Raw genomic sequence first — 15,156 nt, forward strand, 5'->3', positions numbered from 1 at the left:
GGGCATCGTCGACGACGAAGAGACCGGCGAGATCACCGACAACGCGGCGCTGCGGCAGCTCAACCACGCCCAGCGCGTCGCCGAGGGCGTCGACCTGGAGATCCACCGCAACACCTGGCGCTACACGCGGCTGATCGAGCGGCAGCGGCGTGACCTGCTGGTGCACCGCGACAAGGTGCTTCGCACCGCGTACGCGGCGGAGCAGCTGGAGAAGGCGCACCCGGAGAAGTTCGGCGAGCTGAAGGAAAAGCTGGACGACCAGGACAAGCTGGAGCAGATGTGCCGCGAGGTGCTGCTGTTCCACGTCGACCAGCTCTGGTCCGACCACCTGGCGTTCCTGACCGACGTCCGCGAGAGCATCCACCTCCGGGCGCTCGCGCGGGAGACGCCGCTGGACGAGTTCCACCGCGCGGCGATCCCGGAGTTCCACAAGATCATCGCCGAGGCCGACTCCCGGGCGGCGAAGACGCTCGAAGAGGCCGAGCTGACCGACGAGGGCATCGACCTCGGCGAGGCCGGCGTCCGGCGGGCGAACACGACGTGGACGTACCTCGTGCACGACAACCCGTTCGACTCGGACTTCGAGCAGACCATCAAGAAGGTCCGGAGCATGATCAAGCGGAAGTAGTCCCGTTCCGGAAAACCCCCGTCCGGTTAGTCCGGGCGGGGGTTTTCTCGTTTGCCCGAGCCGGAAGAATCGGGGCATGCGCAAGATCCCGACGCTGTTCCGTCGCGACCCCGAAGACCTCCGGCGTGTGACCCGCGAAGTACACCCCGAGTGCCAGTGGGTGCTCGACGGCCAAGGCGTGGCCACCCGCAAGTACGACGGCACCTGCGTCCGGCTCGACGAGTCCGGCGACTGGTGGGCGCGGCGCGAGGTGAAGCCGGGGAAGACCGCGCCGGACGGGTTCGAAGCCGTGCAGACCGACCCGGAGACGGGCAAGACGGTCGGCTGGGAGCCGGTCGGGCAGTCGTCGTTCGCGGCGTTCTTCGAGGAGGCGCAGGAGCGGCTCTTCGGTGCGGCGCCCGGCACCTACGAGCTGTGCGGGCCGAAGGTCAACGGCGATCCGGAGAAGCTCGGCACGCACCGGCTGGTCCCGCACGCGACCGCGCAGGAGTTCGCCGGCGTCCCGCGCGACTACGACGGGCTGATGGCGTGGCTGCTCGCGCACCCGGAGTTCGAGGGCGTCGTCTGGCACCACCGGGACGGGCGGATGGCGAAGCTCAAGCACCGGGACGCGGTCGCGTCGGCCTAGGTGGCATTTCGCCCACATTCGCTCGGCTGACCGGGTGGCCGTGAGCCAGAATGGCGGCATGCCGCAACTGCGCATCGCGCTCGCCCAGGTCAACCCCACCGTCGGTGACCTCGACGGCAACGCCGACCTGCACGTCGCCTGGACCCGCAAGGCCGCCGAAGCCGGCGCCCACGTGGTCGTCTTCCCCGAGATGTCGCTGACCGGGTACCCCGTCGAGGACCTCGCGCTGCGCAAGACCTTCGCCGCCGCCTCCCGGCAAGGCGTCGAGTCGCTGGCGCGCCGCCTCGACGAGGCCGGCTGCGGCGAAGTGCTGACCTACGTCGGCTACCTCGACCTCGACGAGGTCGGCCCGCGCGACGCGGCGGCGGCGCTCTACCGCGGCGAGGTCGTCGCGCGGCAGTTCAAGCACCACCTCCCGAACTACGGCGTTTTCGACGAGCACCGCTGGTTCAAGCCGGGCACCACGCTCGACGTCGTCCGGTTCCACGGGCTCGACATCGGCATGGTCGTCTGCGAGGACATCTGGCAGGACGGCGGCCCGATCTCGGCGCTGGGCCGCGCGGGCGTCGACCTCGTGGTGGCGCCGAACGCGTCGCCGTACGAGCGGTCGAAGGACGAGCAGCGGCTGCCGCTCATCGCCCGCCGCGCCGCCGAAGCCGGCGCGCCGCTGGTCTACACCAACCAGATCGGCGGCCAGGACGACCTCGTCTTCGACGGCGACTCGCTCGTCGTCGGCGCGGACGGCGCGCTGCTGGCGCGCGCGCCGCAGTTCGTCGAGCACCTGCTCGTGCTGGACATGGACCTCACCGCGGGCGGGCACGCCGGCGACGGCGAGCTCGAAGGCCTGCACGTCCGGCGGCGCGTGCTGAGCGAGGAGCCGGTGCCGTCGTACGAGCCGACGGCCGAGCCGGTGATCAGCGAGCCGCTGTCGGACGAGGCCGAGGTGTGGTCGGCGTTGGTCGTCGGGCTGCGGGACTACGTGCACAAGAACGGCTTCTCGTCGGTGACGTTCGGGTTCTCCGGCGGCATCGACTCGGCGGTCTGCGCGTCGCTGGCCGCGGACGCGCTGGGCGGCGACAACGTCTACGGCGTCTCGATGCCGTCGAAGTACTCGTCGGGACACTCGAAGGACGACGCCGAAGACCTCGCGCGGCGGATCGGGGCGCACTACCGGGTCGAGCCGGTCGAGGACATGGTCCGCGTCTACGTCGACCAGCTGCACCTGACGGGCCTGGCCGAGGAGAACATCCAGGCGCGGACGCGGGGCATGCTCCTGATGGCACTGTCCAACTTGGACGGTCACTTGGTGCTGGCCACCGGCAACAAGACCGAGCTGGCCGTCGGGTACTCGACGATCTACGGCGACGCGGTCGGCGCGTTCGCCCCGATCAAGGACGTCTTCAAGACGCACGTCTGGCAGCTGGCGCGCTGGCGCAACGCCGAGGCGGCGAAGCGCGGCGAGACGCCGCCGATTCCGGAGAACTCCATCTCGAAGCCGCCGTCGGCCGAGCTGCGGCCGGGCCAGGTCGACACCGACTCGCTGCCCGACTACGCGCTCCTCGACGACATCCTCGACGACTACGTCGAGGGCGACCGCGGCTACGCGGACCTGGTGTCCGCCGGGTTCGAGCCGGAGACGATCGACCGCGTGGTGCGGATGGTCGACAAGGCCGAGTACAAGCGGCGCCAGTACCCGCCGGGCACGAAGATCACGTTCAAGGCGTTCGGGCGGGACCGGCGGCTGCCGATGACCAACCTGTGGCGCGAGGGCAAGGCCTGACCTCAGCTCAGGGCGACCTGGCGGCCTTCCGGCGTGCGGAGGGCCGCGTTCAGGCCCGCCTTGTCGGCACGGCGGACCAGGAGCTCCAGGCCCAGCGCGTCGGTCGCCGTCCGGACCGACGCCGGGTCCGGGTGGGCGCCGGTGACCATCAGCAGCGGGATCGACGGCAGGCCGCGTGTGGTCGGGTGGGGCGTGCTGCCCCAGTCGATGAGGAACGGGCGGAGTGTGCCCGGCGCGCTCGGTGGGGTCAGGCGCCAGCGCAGCACCTCGCCGTCCGCGGTCTCGCGGGACATCTCGAGCGCGTCGCCCGGGTCGAAGCCGTGCGCGCGGGCCTCGGCGATCGTCGCGTCGAGGTCGGTGGTGCGGACCGCCCACGCGACCAGCGCCGGCTCGGTCAGCTCGTCGATGCCGAACGGCCGCGGCGCGTCCGGCTCGGGCTGCGCCGGATCCGGGCCGACGACCTCCAGGTACATGCCGGCGCCGAGGTCGGCGAGGTGGTTGGCGGTGCCGAGGCCGACGTGGCTGCCGCCGGGGGCGGGCGTGACGCCGGTGAGCGCGGTGACGCGGGCGACGGCCTCGGCGAGGTCCGGGCCGGCGTAGACGAGGTGATCGAGCACGGCGCCATCATCCCGCGCCGACAGCGCTCGCCGCATCGACCATCCCGTGGCCGTAGTAGGTCGTGCCGGCCTTCGTCTCCCGGCAGACCGTGTCGGGGCACGGAAGCGGAGTCGCCGTCTCGTAAAGGGCCCGCTTGACGCGCTCGGCGCTCCACCACGGGTGCTCGCTCGCGATCAGCGCGGCGACGCCGCTCGCGTGCGGCGCGGCCATCGACGTCCCGCTCGCCGACCGGTATTCGCCGTTCGGCCAGGTCGACCAGACGCGCGCGCCGGGAGCGGCGACGCTGATCCGGGACGCGGAGTAGTTGGAGAAGCTCGCCTTCAGCAGCTTTTCGTCGAGCGCGCCGGTGCCGACGACGCCGGGCAGCTCGTGCGGCAGCCGCGTGCAGGTCGGGTTGATCGTGCGTTCCACCGGGGTGCTGTCGGCCGGGCTTTCGCGGTCGACCGAACGCGTGTCGAGGTCGATGCCGGCGTTGCCCGCGGAGGCGACCACGAGGACGTTCCGGCGCTGGGCGTAGGCGACCGCGCGGCCGACGGCGAGCTTCGCCGCGGCCTGGTCCGGCTGGTCGTCGCAGTTGTAGCGCCACGGGATCGAGCGGTAGCTGTTGTTGGTGACGGCGAAGCCGTGTTCGGCGGCCCAGACGAACCCGCAGACCATGCTTTCGGCCGTCTCGGTGTCGTCGAGCTCGGCGAGCTTCACCGCGGCGATGCGGACCCCGGGCGCGACGCCGACGACGCCGGATCCGTTGCGGGCCGCGGCGATCGTGCCCGCGACGTGCGTGCCGTGGCCGTCGAGCGTCGGCCGCCAGGCGCCGGGGCCGCGGTCGGCCCAGCCGGACAGGCAGGACACGGAGTTCTTGGCGTCGAACGCTTTCGTCAAGTCGGGGTGGGTGTCGTCGACGCCGACGTCGAGCACGCCGACGAGGGTGCGCTTGCTGCCTTCGGTGACTTCGTGCGCTTCGGGCAGGTGCAGCGCCGAGACGTCCCAGGCGGTGCCCTCGGGCGGCACCTGGCCGGAGTTCGGCGAGTTCGGCCCGGTGTAGCGGAGGTCCTTGCGGGGCGCGAAGAACTCCTTCGGGATCTTCGCGGTGCGCGTCGCGCCCACGGCGTCGATGCCGGGAGTCTTGCGGACCTTCGCGGCGAAGTCGTCCTTCGCCGTGTACGCGACGACGACGCCGATCTGGGGGTAGCTCGCGACCACCGTGCCGCCGGCTTTCCGGATGACGTGCTCCGCCCACGACGTGTGGTGCGTGACGACGACGTGCGGCATGACCAGCGGATCCGCGGCCGCGGGAGTGACGATCAGGCCGAGCAGGATCGCCGTCACCAGGAATACTCGCCGCACCCAAGCCTCCTCGAATCGCCCAAACCGAACTTAGCGATCATTCGCGGCGGCGACACCCCTCTTCGGTCGTAGGCTGACGGGATGACGACGGGGCTCACGGTGTTCGACACGGCGATCGGCGTCTGCGGGCTCGCCTGGCGCGGGGACGTCGTGGCCGGGACGTCGCTGCCCGACGGGGACGCCGCCCGGACCCGCGCGTCGCTGGCCCGGCGCTTCCCGGACGCGGTCGAGGGCCCGCCGCCGTCGCCGGTGCAAGCCGCGGTCGACGGGATCGTGGCGTTGCTGAGCGGGGCGCGGGTCGAGCTGGCTTCGGTCCCGTTGGACTTCTCGGGCGTGCCGGAGTTCAACCGGCGCGCGTACGAGATCGCGCGGACGATCCCGCCGGGCCGGACGCTGACCTACGGCGACATCGCGCACCGGCTCGGCATGCCGGGCTCGGCGCAGGCCGTCGGGCAGGCGATGGGGCACAACCCGTTCCCGATCATCGTGCCGTGCCACCGGGTCCTGGCGGCCGGTGGCAAGGACGGCGGGTTCTCGGCCCGGGGCGGGGTCGGGACGAAACGCCGGATGCTGGTGATCGAGGGCGCGCTGGCCGACGAGCCGACCCTGTTCTGAGCGGCCCGCCCACCGCTGGGGCGAGCGGGCCGCGAACGGACGACACGCGTACCCGGACGGTCAGCTCGCGTACCTGGACGGACGACACGCGTACCTGGACGGACGACTCACGTGGCTGGGCTCCAGGGCTTCATCCACGGGGTCGCGGGCCAGCCCTCAGCCGCTGCCATCAGGGGGATCGCCGTGGCGCCGTCGACGTGCTCGCGGATGATGTCCGCGTGGCCCGCGTGGCGGGCCGTCTCCTCGATCAGGTGCAGCAGCACCCAGCGGACCGACCACGCCTCGACGTCCTGCGGGTACCACGGGACGCCCTTCGGCACCGGGACCGGCTGGCCGAGGTCCTCGATCCCCGCGATGACCTCCGCCGTGCGGGCCGCCACCTCGTCGTAGCGCGCCAGGACGCTCGCCAGCGTCTCCGACGGCCCCAGGCTGTACGCCGCTTGGTAGTCCGCCGTCGCCTCGTCGAACGGCTTCTGCGGCAGCCCCAGCAGGATGTCGATCCAGCCGTCTTCCGTCGACGCCACGTGCTTGACCAGGCCGCCCACCGACAGCGAGCTCTTCGTCGGCGTGAGCCGGGCCTGCTCGTCCGTCAGCCCGTGGGCCGCCACCTTCAGCACGTGCCGCTGCTGCTCCAGGTACCGCAGCAGCCCGTCACGCTCGTCGGCCACCGGGGGCACGTTTCCCGCCATCGAGATCAGCTCCTTCGCGCTCGTCCCCGGAATCGTGCCACCCACCACCGACATTTCCGGCGCGACCGCTCAGCCGCCCCGGGGCGCGTGCCGGGGCGCCGGCTTGATGAAGGCGTACGCACCGCCGACGCCGTACAGGACGGCGCGCACCACCTGCTGGAACCGGCTGACCACGCCTTCGGCCGTGTCCAGCTGCCGCGCGAGCACGAGCGCGGCCCAGGTGACCAGCACGATCACGAGCCCGGCGACGGCGAGCGCGCGCCAGCCCGGCGGCCACCACAGGATCAGGCTGATCACCCCGACCGTGAGCACGACCGTCGCCAGCAACGAGAGCACGTCGCTCTGCTCCGGGTAGGCGGCCTGCAGCAGCGCGACCACCCCGAACACGCTCACCGAGATCGAGCTGAGCCGCGCCGTCCAGTGGACCGGCCCGAGCCGGTGCAGCGGGGGCCCGGCGAGCAGGAACGCGACCCCCGAGACGGCCAGCAGGACGCGGAACACCGGCGGGCCGGTCAGCAGCGCCTCGACCGGGTCGTGCACCGGCGAGACGCCCGTCGGGAGGAAGAACTCCAGGAGCCATCCCGAATACGCGAGGACGGCCAGTCCCATGAGGAGGGCCGAGGCTATCCGAGCCGTGCGCACGAGGCACACATTAAGCGACCCCGGCCACCTCGGCCGCACCACCGTGATCAGACCGACCGAGTCGTTACGCCTGCGGACGGACGAAGGGGAACAGGACCGTCTGGCGGATCGAGGCCCCGGTGAGCATCATGAGCAGCCGGTCGACGCCAAGGCCGAGCCCGCCGGTCGGCGGCATGCCGTGCTCCAGGGCCAGCAAAAAGTCTTCGTCCAGCTCCATCGCTTCGACGTCTCCGCTCGCCGCGCGCAGCGACTGGGCCTCCAGCCGACACCGCTGCTCGATCGGGTCGGTCAGCTCGGTGTAGGCGGTGCCGACCTCGGATCCGAACGCGATGAGGTCCCAGCGCTCGGCCAGCCGCGGGTCCTCGCGGTGCTGGCGGGTGAGCGGCGAGACGTCGGTCGGGTAGTCCGTGTAGAAGGTCGGCAGCACGGTCGCGCCCTCGACGAGGTGCTCGAACGCCTTGAGCACGAGGTCGCCGTGGCTCGGCTCCTCCCCCACCGGCACGCCCGCGGCCTCGCACAGCCGCCGCAGGTCGGCGACCGACGTCCCCGAGCCGATCTGCTCCCCGAAGGCCGCCGAGACGGCGTCGTGCACCGTGATCACCGGCCAGTCGCCGGAGATGTCGTGCTCGACGACCCGGCCGTCCGCGTCGGGCCGGCGCACGACCTGGGCGCCGTACGCCGCTTCGGCCGCGTGCTGGACCAGCTCCCGCGTCAGCGTCCGCATCGTGTCGTAGTCGGCGTACGCCTGGTACGCCTCGAGCATCGTGAACTCGGGGTTGTGCGTCGCGTCGACGCCCTCGTTGCGGAAGTTCCGGTTCAGCTCGAAGACGCGCTCGACGCCGGCGACGCACAGCCGCTTCAGGTACAGCTCGGGCGCGATCCGCAGGTACATCCGCATGTCGTAGGCGTTGATGTGCGTGACGAACGGACGCGCGTTGGCGCCGCCGTGGACCGTCTGCAGCATCGGCGTCTCGACTTCGAGGTAGTCGGCGTGGTGCAGGCGCTCGCGCACCGCGCGGACCACCGTGGACCGCAGCCGCAGCATGGTCGTCGAGTCCGGGTTGACCGCGAGGTCGAGGTAGCGCTGCCGCACCCGCGTCTCCGGGTCGGTGAGGCCCTTCCGCTTGTCCGGCAACGGGTGCAGGCACTTCGCGGTGACCGTCCACTCGTCGACGAGCACCGAAAGCTCGCCCCGCTTCGACGTCACGACCTGGCCGCTGACGCCGACGTGGTCGCCGAGGTCGACGCCGGTCCGCCAGCCCGTGAGGTCGAGCTCACCGGCCTCCAGCATCAGCTGGATCTCGCCGCTGAAGTCCTTGACGCGCGCGAAGCACAGGCCGCCGAGCGTGCGCATCGCCAGCACGCGCCCGGCGATCCGGACGCGGTGGCCGGTGGCGCTGTCCGGCGGCAGCCCGGTGAACTTCCTGACGACGTCGCCGATGTGGTCGTCCCGGCGGAACCCGACCGGGTACGGGTCGATCCCGGCCTCGCGCAGCTTTTCGAGCTTGGCCATCCGGACGCGGACCTGGTCCGGCCGCCGGGCCGGCTTGGCCGCCGGGACCGCCGCGGACTCCTCGATCTCCCGGACGCGCGCGACGAAGTCGTCGCCGACCGTCTCCAGGCGCAGCGCCCGCGACCGTCCGGTCGGGACGAACCCTTCGAGCGCGCCCGCGACGATGCCGACGCGCGGGAGCCGCCGCGCCGAGGAGTAGCAGAGGAACCGCGGCTCCCATTCCGGCCCGTACTTGGCGTTGGACCGGTACAGCGACTCCAGCTGGAAGAACCGCGACGCGAGGCTGAGGACCCCGCGCCACGCCCGCAGCACCGGGCCGGCGCCGATCCGCTCGCCCTCGGAGAAGACCGCGCGGAACATCGCGAAGTTGAGTGAGATCCGCTGCGCGCCCAGGTGCTGCCCGGCCGCGACGACCTCGGCGATCATGTACTCGTTGAGGCCGTTCTCGGCGTCGCGGTCGCGGCGCATGAGGTCCAGCGAAAGCCCGCGCCTGCCCCACGGCACGAACGACAGCAGGCCGCGCAGGTCGCCGCGGGCGTCGTAGGCCTCGACCATGACGCTGCGGCCGTCGCTCGGGTCGCCGAGCCGGCCCAGCGCCATCGAGAACCCGCGTTCGGTCTCGGCGCCGCGCCAGGCCTGGGCGCGGGCGAGCAGCTCGGCCATCTCGTCGTCGGGGATCTCGCCGTGGCGGCGCACGCGCGAGGTGTAACCGGCCCGCTCGATGCGCTTGACGGCCTGGCGCACCGAGCGCCGTTCCGGCCCGGCGAGGCTGAACTCGCGGATGTCGAGCACGGCTTCGTCGCCGATCTCCAGGGCGCGCAGGCCCGCGTCGGTATACGCTTTCGCGCCGCGCTCGCTCGCGCCGAGCACACCCGGCGTCCAGCCGTACGTGCGCGTCTCGTCGAGCCACGCGCGGACGGCGTCCGGCCACGCCTCGGGGTCGCCGATCGGGTCGGCGCTGGCGACGCTGGTGCCGCCGAGCACGCGGTACGTCACCGCGGCGCGGCCGCTCGGCGAGAAGACGACGCTCTTGTCGCGCCGGGTGGCGAAGTAGCCGAGGGAGTCGTCCTCGCCGTGTTCGGCGAGCAGCCGGCGGACGCGAAGCTCCTCTTCGTCCGTGCGCAGGCGACGACTGCGCACGCCGCGGAAGAGCGTGTACAGCGCGGCGGTGGCGACGGCGGTCGCGCTCAGGTCGATGAGCACGTCCAGCCAGGCCGGCCCCTCGCCGACGCCGATCCGGCGCAGCTGCAGGTTCTCACCGGTGGCGTGGTTGACGACCCACGCGAAGCGCTCCCACGAGTCTCCGAGGTGGCCGGGAAACGCCTCCGCCAGTCCCCAGCCGACCAGGACCACCGCGGCGAGCCCGCCGAGGAGCATGGTCAGGCCGTCCCGCCAGGCGCTCGGCGCGAGCCGGGCGGGGAACGCCCTGCGCAGCGTGAGCAGGAAGACGATCAGGGCGACCGACAGCACGTCGGCCGCGGTGAGGGCCCACAGCTGGACGGGGATGTGCCGGACCTGCTTCGACCCGAGCGAGAGCAGCTCGGGCGACCACAGCAGCGTCGCCTGCAGGGCGAGGGTGAGCACCAGCCCGGCGACCTGGAACAGCACCAGCGTGTACAGCGCGGCCTTCTTGCGGCGGCGCAGGGCGCCACCCAGCACCACCAGCAGCAGCACCATCACCAGGCTCGCGCTGGTCGGCACGCTCAGGCTCGAGAACGCCATGTCGATGCCGTTGAGCAGGCGCCCGTGCGGGCCGTTCGTGAACAGCAGGAGCACCGAGAAGAACGCGGCCAGCTGGACCACGGTCGCGACGATGCCGCCCGCCTTCGCCTTCCAGGCGGGGAGGCGCGTGCTCGCGAGGGTTCCCATCGTTGGTTTCGTCGCCTTTCGCGGCCGATCGGTCGTCATGCCCTCTTCTTGACGTAAGTGAACCCGGGTTGGTTGTCCACGGACATCAACCTGAAGGACGACAGCTTGTCGTCCCCTCGCACGAGGGTGTGAAGCTGGTCCCACGGGGGTGGGTCCCGGCGCGGGAGCGTGTCACGCTTCGAGACACCTCTGCTCCACGACCCGGGGACCTCGCCGAGGCCTCGAGGGAAGGACGGTCGACGACGATGTCTGCTACCGCGAACGGGCCCGAAGAACCCGCCCCCTACGGCACCGGATCGGCGCCCAAGCCGGCTTCGGGCCGGAAGGTCCGCGTCCACCACCTGCGCGAGCTCAAGGAACGCGGCGAGCCGTGGCCCATGCTCACCGCGTACGACATGTACACCGCCGCGCTGTTCGACGAGGCCGGGATCCCCGTGCTGCTCGTCGGCGACTCCGCGGCCAACAACGTCTTCGGCTACGACACGTCGCTGCCGGTGACGGTCGACGAGCTGTTGCCGCTGGTCCGGGCGGTCGCCGGCGCGGTCAAGAAGGCCCTCGTGGTCGCCGACCTGCCGTTCGGCTCCTACCAGCTTTCGCCGGAGCAAGCGCTGGCGACGTCGGTGCGGTTCATGAAGGAGGGCCGCGCCCACGCCGTGAAGCTCGAAGGCGGGCGGCGGTTCGCCGCGCACGTCGAGGCTCTGACGTCGGCCGGCGTGCCGGTGATGGGCCACATCGGCTTCACCCCGCAGAGTGAGCACAACCTCGGTGGCTACCGGGTGCAGGGGCGCGGCGAAGCGGCGGACGCGCTGCTCGCCGACGCGCTGGCGCTGCAGGAGGCCGGGGCGTTCGCGGTGGTGATGGAGATGGTGCCCGCCGAGGCCGCGAAGCGCGTCACGGCGGAGCTGAAGATCCCGACGGTCGGCATCGGCGCAGGCCCGGACTGCGACGCGCAGGTGCTCGTCTGGCAGGACATGGCCGGGCTGCGGCGCGGGAAGGCGCCGCGGTTCGTCAAGCGCTACGCCGACGTCGCGACGGTGCTGCAGAACGCGGCGACGGCGTTCGCGGAGGACGTCCGGCGCGGCGAGTTCCCGGCCCCGGAACACGCTTTCCACGACTAACCCCGCTCCCGGAACCGCTCGGCGAGCGCCGGGTCGTTCTCCCACCACAACCCTGACGTCGATGCGGCGCCCGAAGCGGCTTCTTCGTCCAGCTGGACGTCGATCTGCTTCGCGCGCCGCTCGTCGTCGCGGGCCCAGCGGACGAACAGCGCCACCACGAACGGCAGGCCGGCGACGTCGCCGCCGATCCACAGCACGCCCGCGCCGATGATCTGGTCGGTCCGCGGGTCCGGGCCCCGGCCGGGGTGGGCGGCCGCGTAGTGCGCGGGCGCCAGCAGCGGGCCGAGCCAGAGCACCAGGCCGAGCGCGCCGTCGAAGATCACCTCCGTGAACGCGATCCACACCGAGACCAGGTGCGGGTCGCGCCGCGGGGTCGGGTCGAGACCCAGGCGCGTCCAGAAGTACGTGAAGCCCGCCAGCACGAGCGCGAGCCGGACCAGGCCGTCGGCGACCGGGGACCGCAGCGTGAGGTCGTAGAGCGGGGTCAGGTAGAGCACCAGCAGCGGCACGACCAGCGCGAGCGTCACGACGGGCGGGAACGTCAGCGCGCGGGCGAGCGGGCCGCGGCCGTGCCGGCGCGGCCACCGCGCCGGCACGGTGTCGAGCAGGAGCCGGATCGGCGAGCCCAGGGCCAGCAGGAGCGGCGTGATCATCAGCAGCGTGATCGTCTGGACCGCGCGGACCCAGAAGAACGTCGTGTCGTAGACCGCCAGCGGCGAGCAGGTGACGACCACGATCGTCGCCAGGCCGGCGAGGAACGCCGCCGTGCGGCCCGGCGGCCAGGTGCGGCGGCGGGTGGCGCGCACGTAGAGCGTGCCGAAGACGAGCACGGCGAGCACCGCCGGGACGTCGAGGGTCAGCGGCACGTCACACCGCGAAGAAGATCAGGCTGCCGATTCCGGCGACCACGCAGTAAATGGCGAAGGGGGTCAGAGTGCGCGTTTCGAAGTAACCGGTGAGGAAACGGACAGAAATGTACGAAGCGACCCCGGCGACGACACTGCCGACGAGGGCCGGCCCCAACGAAGCGTGGTTCTCGGGGGCGAACAGCGTCGGCATCTTCAGCACGCCCGCGGCGAGGATGACGGGAGTGGCGAGCAGGAAGGCGAAGCGCGCCGCGTCCTCGTGACCGAGCCCGCGGCGCAGGCCGGCGACCATCGTGATGCCCGAGCGGCTGATGCCCGGCAGCAGCGCGAGGATCTGCGCGGCGCCGATCAGCACCGCCTCACCGGTGCGCAGCTTCGCCAGCCGGACGTCCGTCGCCTCCTCGACCGAGACGGCCCGCATCACCATGGTGTCCTCCGCGGAGAAGTCCACAGTGTCCTCTTCCGCCGCGGCCTTGCTCGGCCGTGAGAACTTCTCGGCGGCGTAGAGGACTCCGCCGTTGAGCGTGAGGAAAATGGCCGCCGGGACCGGCTTGCCGAGGTAGTCGCGCAGCACGCTTTCGAGCAGCAGGCCGGCCAGCCCGACCGGGATCGTCGCGAGCACGAGCAGCCACGCGAGGCGCTGGTCGGGGGTGCGGACTTCGCGGTGGCGGATCGACGTCCACAGGCCGCGGATGATCCGCACCCAGTCCTTCCGGAAGAACAGCACGAGGGCCAGCGCGGTGGCGACGTGCATCGCGACGAGCACCGCGAGGTACGGCGAATCCTTGCTGATGCTCAGGTCCCGCTGCCACTGCCCGCCGAGCCAGGCGGGCAGCAGGATGCTGTGGCCGAGACTGGACACCGGAAACAATTCCGACACCCCTTGCAAGGCGCCGACGACAATCGCCTCGACGTAGGTCACCGCGGACATTCCGGGCCTTTCCGTACTGCTTTTCGAAACTCCGACACCGGAACGTACCGGCCCATTCGTTAACACGCGGCAAGGGGCACGGCATCGCTCAGCGTCCCCTCAGCCAGCGTTCACGTACATGAACTTCAATCATGTCCTTGACTGACGTTCGGACCTTGGCTTAGCGTTTAGCCCGTCGCCGCCACGACGAAGCTTCGAACCCTCGACGAGGAGGATGGGAATGCGTGTGCGGACCACCGGCCGTCGTGACCACACCGACGCCCTCGTTCCTCCTCGCTCGGACGTCGGCCGCAGGACGTCCGAGCCCACGGACGGGAGCCCGCTCAGCCCGGCGGCGGGGGCGGGCTCCCACCTTTCCTGGCCGTCGCCCCGGCACCCGGCGGCGAGGCGCCGGGGCGACGGCCAGGACCCTCCGGCAGAGTGTCGGGCATGGACGAGCTCTACCCGCCGATTCCCCCGCGTGCCGAAGGGTTCCTGGACGTAGGCGACGGGCACCGGATCCGCTGCCAGGAGGCGGGGAACCCGGCCGGGAAGCCGGTCGTGGTGCTGCACGGCGGACCCGGCAGCGGGATCGCACCGATGGCGCGGCGGCACTTCGACCCGGCGGCCTACCGGATCGTCCTGTTCGACCAGCGTGGTTCGGGCCAGTCGACACCGGGCGCGGACGACCTGGGCGCGAACACCCTGTGGCACCTGGTTTCCGACATGGAGAAGCTGCGCGAACGGCTCGGCATCGAGCGTTGGCAGCTCTTCGGCGGCTCCTGGGGCGCGACCCTCGCGCTCGCCTACGCGCAGACGCACCCTTCCCGCGTCAGCGAAATCATCCTGCGCGGCGTCTTCACCGTGCGGCGCGGCGAACTGGACTGGATCTACCGGGGTGGCGCCGCGAACCTGTTCCCGCGCGAGTGGGAGGCCTTCCTCGCCCCGATCCCGGCTTCCCGGCGCGACGACCCCCTTTCCGCGTACGTCTCGCTGCTCGACGATCCGTCCGAAGAGGTCCGGCACCGCGCCGCCATCGCGTGGAGCACCTGGGAAGGCGCGACGGTGTCCGTGCAGCCGCAGGAGTCCTTCGTCCGCCAGTACGCGGAACCGGCGTTCGCGCTGACGTTCGCGCGGCTCGCGGTCCACTACTTCCGCCACGGCGCGTGGCTCGAAGAGGGGCAGCTGATCCGCGACGCGGGCAAGCTCGCGGACATCCCCGGCGTGATCGTGCAGGGCCGGTACGACACGGTGTGCCCGCCGGTCACCGCGTACGAGCTGCACCGGGCGTGGCCGGGTTCGCGGCTGGAGCTGCTGGAAGGCGCCGGGCACGCGGTGACGGACCCGGGCGTGCTGGCCGCCCTGCGCGCGGCGACGGACTCATTCCGCCAGTAGCACCGAGAACACCTTTTCGAGCTTCTTCACGACGACGGCTTCGTCGGCGCGGTTCAGTTCGGTGCTGCCGATGAGCGTGCGCATCACCCAGAAGCCGGCGATCACCGCGAGCGCCAGCGCCGGTCCCGTCCTGCCCTGATCGGGCAGGACGTCGGCGAGGTGCTTTTCGACGTGCCGCTCGATGCCCGCGCGCAGGATCTCCGCGGCGCGCGGGTTGGGCGCCGACCGCAGCATCAGCAGGAACGGGTCGAGCTGCCCGGCGTCCGGGGCGGTCCGGCGCACCAACGCGGCGGCGATGTCCGCGGCGAGCGTCGCGGGGTCGTCGGTGAGCACGGTCCGCTCGGCCATCGCCGCCTCGACGACCTCGGCGAAGAGGCCTTCCTTCGAGCCGAAGTAGCGGTTGACCAGCATCGCGGTGACCCCGGCGGACTCGGCGATCTCGCGCACGCCGACGGCGTCGTACCCGGCCCGGGTGAAGGCGTCGAGCGCCGAGTTCAGGATGGCTTCCCTGGTCGCGGCGGCGTTGCGAGGTCTCATGTAT

13 protein-coding genes and 1 pseudogene are annotated in these 15,156 nt (G+C 71.9%); 6 read left to right on the forward strand and 8 right to left on the reverse strand.

Annotated features, from left to right (window positions below; all coding sequences use genetic code 11):
- The 3 genes and pseudogenes from AA23TX_RS49195 to AA23TX_RS49205 all read left to right on the forward strand — a co-directional run.
- A pseudogene (locus AA23TX_RS49195) lies at window positions 1-628 on the forward strand (accessory Sec system translocase SecA2); the annotation flags it as partial.
- A 76-nt stretch (window positions 629-704) separates the two neighbouring features.
- Window positions 705-1,256, forward strand: a complete 552-nt coding sequence (locus tag AA23TX_RS49200) for an RNA ligase 1 family protein (RefSeq protein ID WP_155549956.1) — start codon at window positions 705-707, stop codon at window positions 1,254-1,256.
- Window positions 1,257-1,314: 58 nt separating this feature from the next.
- Window positions 1,315-3,036: an NAD+ synthase gene (locus AA23TX_RS49205; protein ID WP_155549957.1), complete on the forward strand. Its 1,722-nt coding sequence runs from the start codon at window positions 1,315-1,317 to the stop codon at window positions 3,034-3,036.
- A 2-nt stretch (window positions 3,037-3,038) separates the two neighbouring features.
- Here AA23TX_RS49205 and AA23TX_RS49210 read toward each other — a convergent pair whose 3' ends face one another.
- Complete coding sequence (locus tag AA23TX_RS49210) at window positions 3,039-3,653, reverse strand: VOC family protein (protein ID WP_155549983.1); 615 nt, start codon at window positions 3,651-3,653, stop codon at window positions 3,039-3,041.
- Window positions 3,654-3,660: 7 nt separating this feature from the next.
- Window positions 3,661-4,998 carry a S8 family peptidase gene (locus AA23TX_RS49215; protein ID WP_230863159.1) on the reverse strand — a complete coding sequence of 446 codons (1,338 nt, stop codon included), beginning with the start codon at window positions 4,996-4,998 and terminating at the stop codon, window positions 3,661-3,663.
- Between the two features lie 81 nt (window positions 4,999-5,079).
- Between AA23TX_RS49215 and AA23TX_RS49220 the strand changes: the two genes are divergently transcribed.
- A complete protein-coding gene (locus AA23TX_RS49220) occupies window positions 5,080-5,613 on the forward strand; it encodes a methylated-DNA--[protein]-cysteine S-methyltransferase (protein WP_155549958.1) in 534 nt (177 codons plus the stop codon).
- Between the two features lie 107 nt (window positions 5,614-5,720).
- Here AA23TX_RS49220 and AA23TX_RS49225 read toward each other — a convergent pair whose 3' ends face one another.
- The 3 genes from AA23TX_RS49225 to lysX all read right to left on the reverse strand — a co-directional run bounded on the left by AA23TX_RS49225 (window position 5,721) and on the right by lysX (window position 10,326).
- Window positions 5,721-6,302, reverse strand: a complete 582-nt coding sequence (locus AA23TX_RS49225) for a DinB family protein (RefSeq protein ID WP_155549959.1) — start codon at window positions 6,300-6,302, stop codon at window positions 5,721-5,723.
- Between the two features lie 69 nt (window positions 6,303-6,371).
- A complete protein-coding gene (locus AA23TX_RS49230; RefSeq protein WP_155549960.1) occupies window positions 6,372-6,911 on the reverse strand; it encodes a hypothetical protein in 540 nt (179 codons plus the stop codon).
- A gap of 97 nt (window positions 6,912-7,008) precedes the next feature.
- A complete protein-coding gene (gene lysX / locus AA23TX_RS49235; protein ID WP_155549961.1) occupies window positions 7,009-10,326 on the reverse strand; it encodes a bifunctional lysylphosphatidylglycerol synthetase/lysine--tRNA ligase LysX in 3,318 nt (1,105 codons plus the stop codon).
- A 245-nt stretch (window positions 10,327-10,571) separates the two neighbouring features.
- On the opposite strand from lysX, the gene panB reads away from it, so the two are divergent.
- Window positions 10,572-11,444: a 3-methyl-2-oxobutanoate hydroxymethyltransferase gene (panB, locus tag AA23TX_RS49240; protein WP_155549962.1), complete on the forward strand. Its 873-nt coding sequence runs from the start codon at window positions 10,572-10,574 to the stop codon at window positions 11,442-11,444.
- Here the strand turns inward: panB and AA23TX_RS49245 are convergent.
- Both AA23TX_RS49245 and AA23TX_RS49250 read right to left on the reverse strand, forming a co-directional pair.
- The gene (locus tag AA23TX_RS49245) at window positions 11,441-12,310 is read right to left on the reverse strand and encodes a cytochrome c oxidase assembly protein (protein WP_155549963.1); all 870 of its coding nucleotides are present in this window, start codon (window positions 12,308-12,310) and stop codon (window positions 11,441-11,443) included. The genes panB and AA23TX_RS49245 overlap by 4 nt on opposite strands.
- A 1-nt stretch (window position 12,311) precedes the next feature.
- Window positions 12,312-13,241, reverse strand: coding sequence for an undecaprenyl-diphosphate phosphatase (locus AA23TX_RS49250; protein WP_155549964.1), 930 nt, complete (start codon window positions 13,239-13,241; stop codon window positions 12,312-12,314).
- A 429-nt stretch (window positions 13,242-13,670) separates the two neighbouring features.
- On the opposite strand from AA23TX_RS49250, the gene pip reads away from it, so the two are divergent.
- Entirely contained in the window at window positions 13,671-14,615 is a 945-nt protein-coding gene (pip, locus tag AA23TX_RS49255) for a prolyl aminopeptidase (protein ID WP_155549965.1), read from the forward strand.
- Here the strand turns inward: pip and AA23TX_RS49260 are convergent.
- Window positions 14,601-15,152: a TetR/AcrR family transcriptional regulator gene (locus AA23TX_RS49260; protein WP_155549966.1), complete on the reverse strand. Its 552-nt coding sequence runs from the start codon at window positions 15,150-15,152 to the stop codon at window positions 14,601-14,603. The two genes, pip and AA23TX_RS49260, sit on opposite strands and share 15 nt — an antisense overlap.
- Window positions 15,153-15,156: the final 4 nt, after the last annotated feature.

Source organism: Amycolatopsis camponoti, assembly GCF_902497555.1.
Classification (GTDB): Bacteria; Actinomycetota; Actinomycetes; order Mycobacteriales; family Pseudonocardiaceae; genus Amycolatopsis; species Amycolatopsis camponoti.

Bases quoted from the DNA above. Each gene is read 5' to 3' on its own strand.
- AA23TX_RS49200 (WP_155549956.1), top strand. From the start codon at position 705: ATGCGCAAGATCCCGACGCTGTTCCGTCGCGACCCCGAAGACCTCCGG.
- AA23TX_RS49205 (WP_155549957.1), top strand. From the start codon at position 1,315: ATGCCGCAACTGCGCATCGCGCTCGCCCAGGTCAACCCCACCGTCGGT.
- AA23TX_RS49220 (WP_155549958.1), top strand. From the start codon at position 5,080: ATGACGACGGGGCTCACGGTGTTCGACACGGCGATCGGCGTCTGCGGG.
- AA23TX_RS49225 (WP_155549959.1), bottom strand. From the start codon at position 6,302: ATGGCGGGAAACGTGCCCCCGGTGGCCGACGAGCGTGACGGGCTGCTG.
- AA23TX_RS49230 (WP_155549960.1), bottom strand. From the start codon at position 6,911: ATGGGACTGGCCGTCCTCGCGTATTCGGGATGGCTCCTGGAGTTCTTC.
- lysX (WP_155549961.1), bottom strand. From the start codon at position 10,326: ATGGGAACCCTCGCGAGCACGCGCCTCCCCGCCTGGAAGGCGAAGGCG.
- panB (WP_155549962.1), top strand. From the start codon at position 10,572: ATGTCTGCTACCGCGAACGGGCCCGAAGAACCCGCCCCCTACGGCACC.
- AA23TX_RS49250 (WP_155549964.1), bottom strand. From the start codon at position 13,241: ATGTCCGCGGTGACCTACGTCGAGGCGATTGTCGTCGGCGCCTTGCAA.
- pip (WP_155549965.1), top strand. From the start codon at position 13,671: ATGGACGAGCTCTACCCGCCGATTCCCCCGCGTGCCGAAGGGTTCCTG.
- AA23TX_RS49260 (WP_155549966.1), bottom strand. From the start codon at position 15,152: ATGAGACCTCGCAACGCCGCCGCGACCAGGGAAGCCATCCTGAACTCG.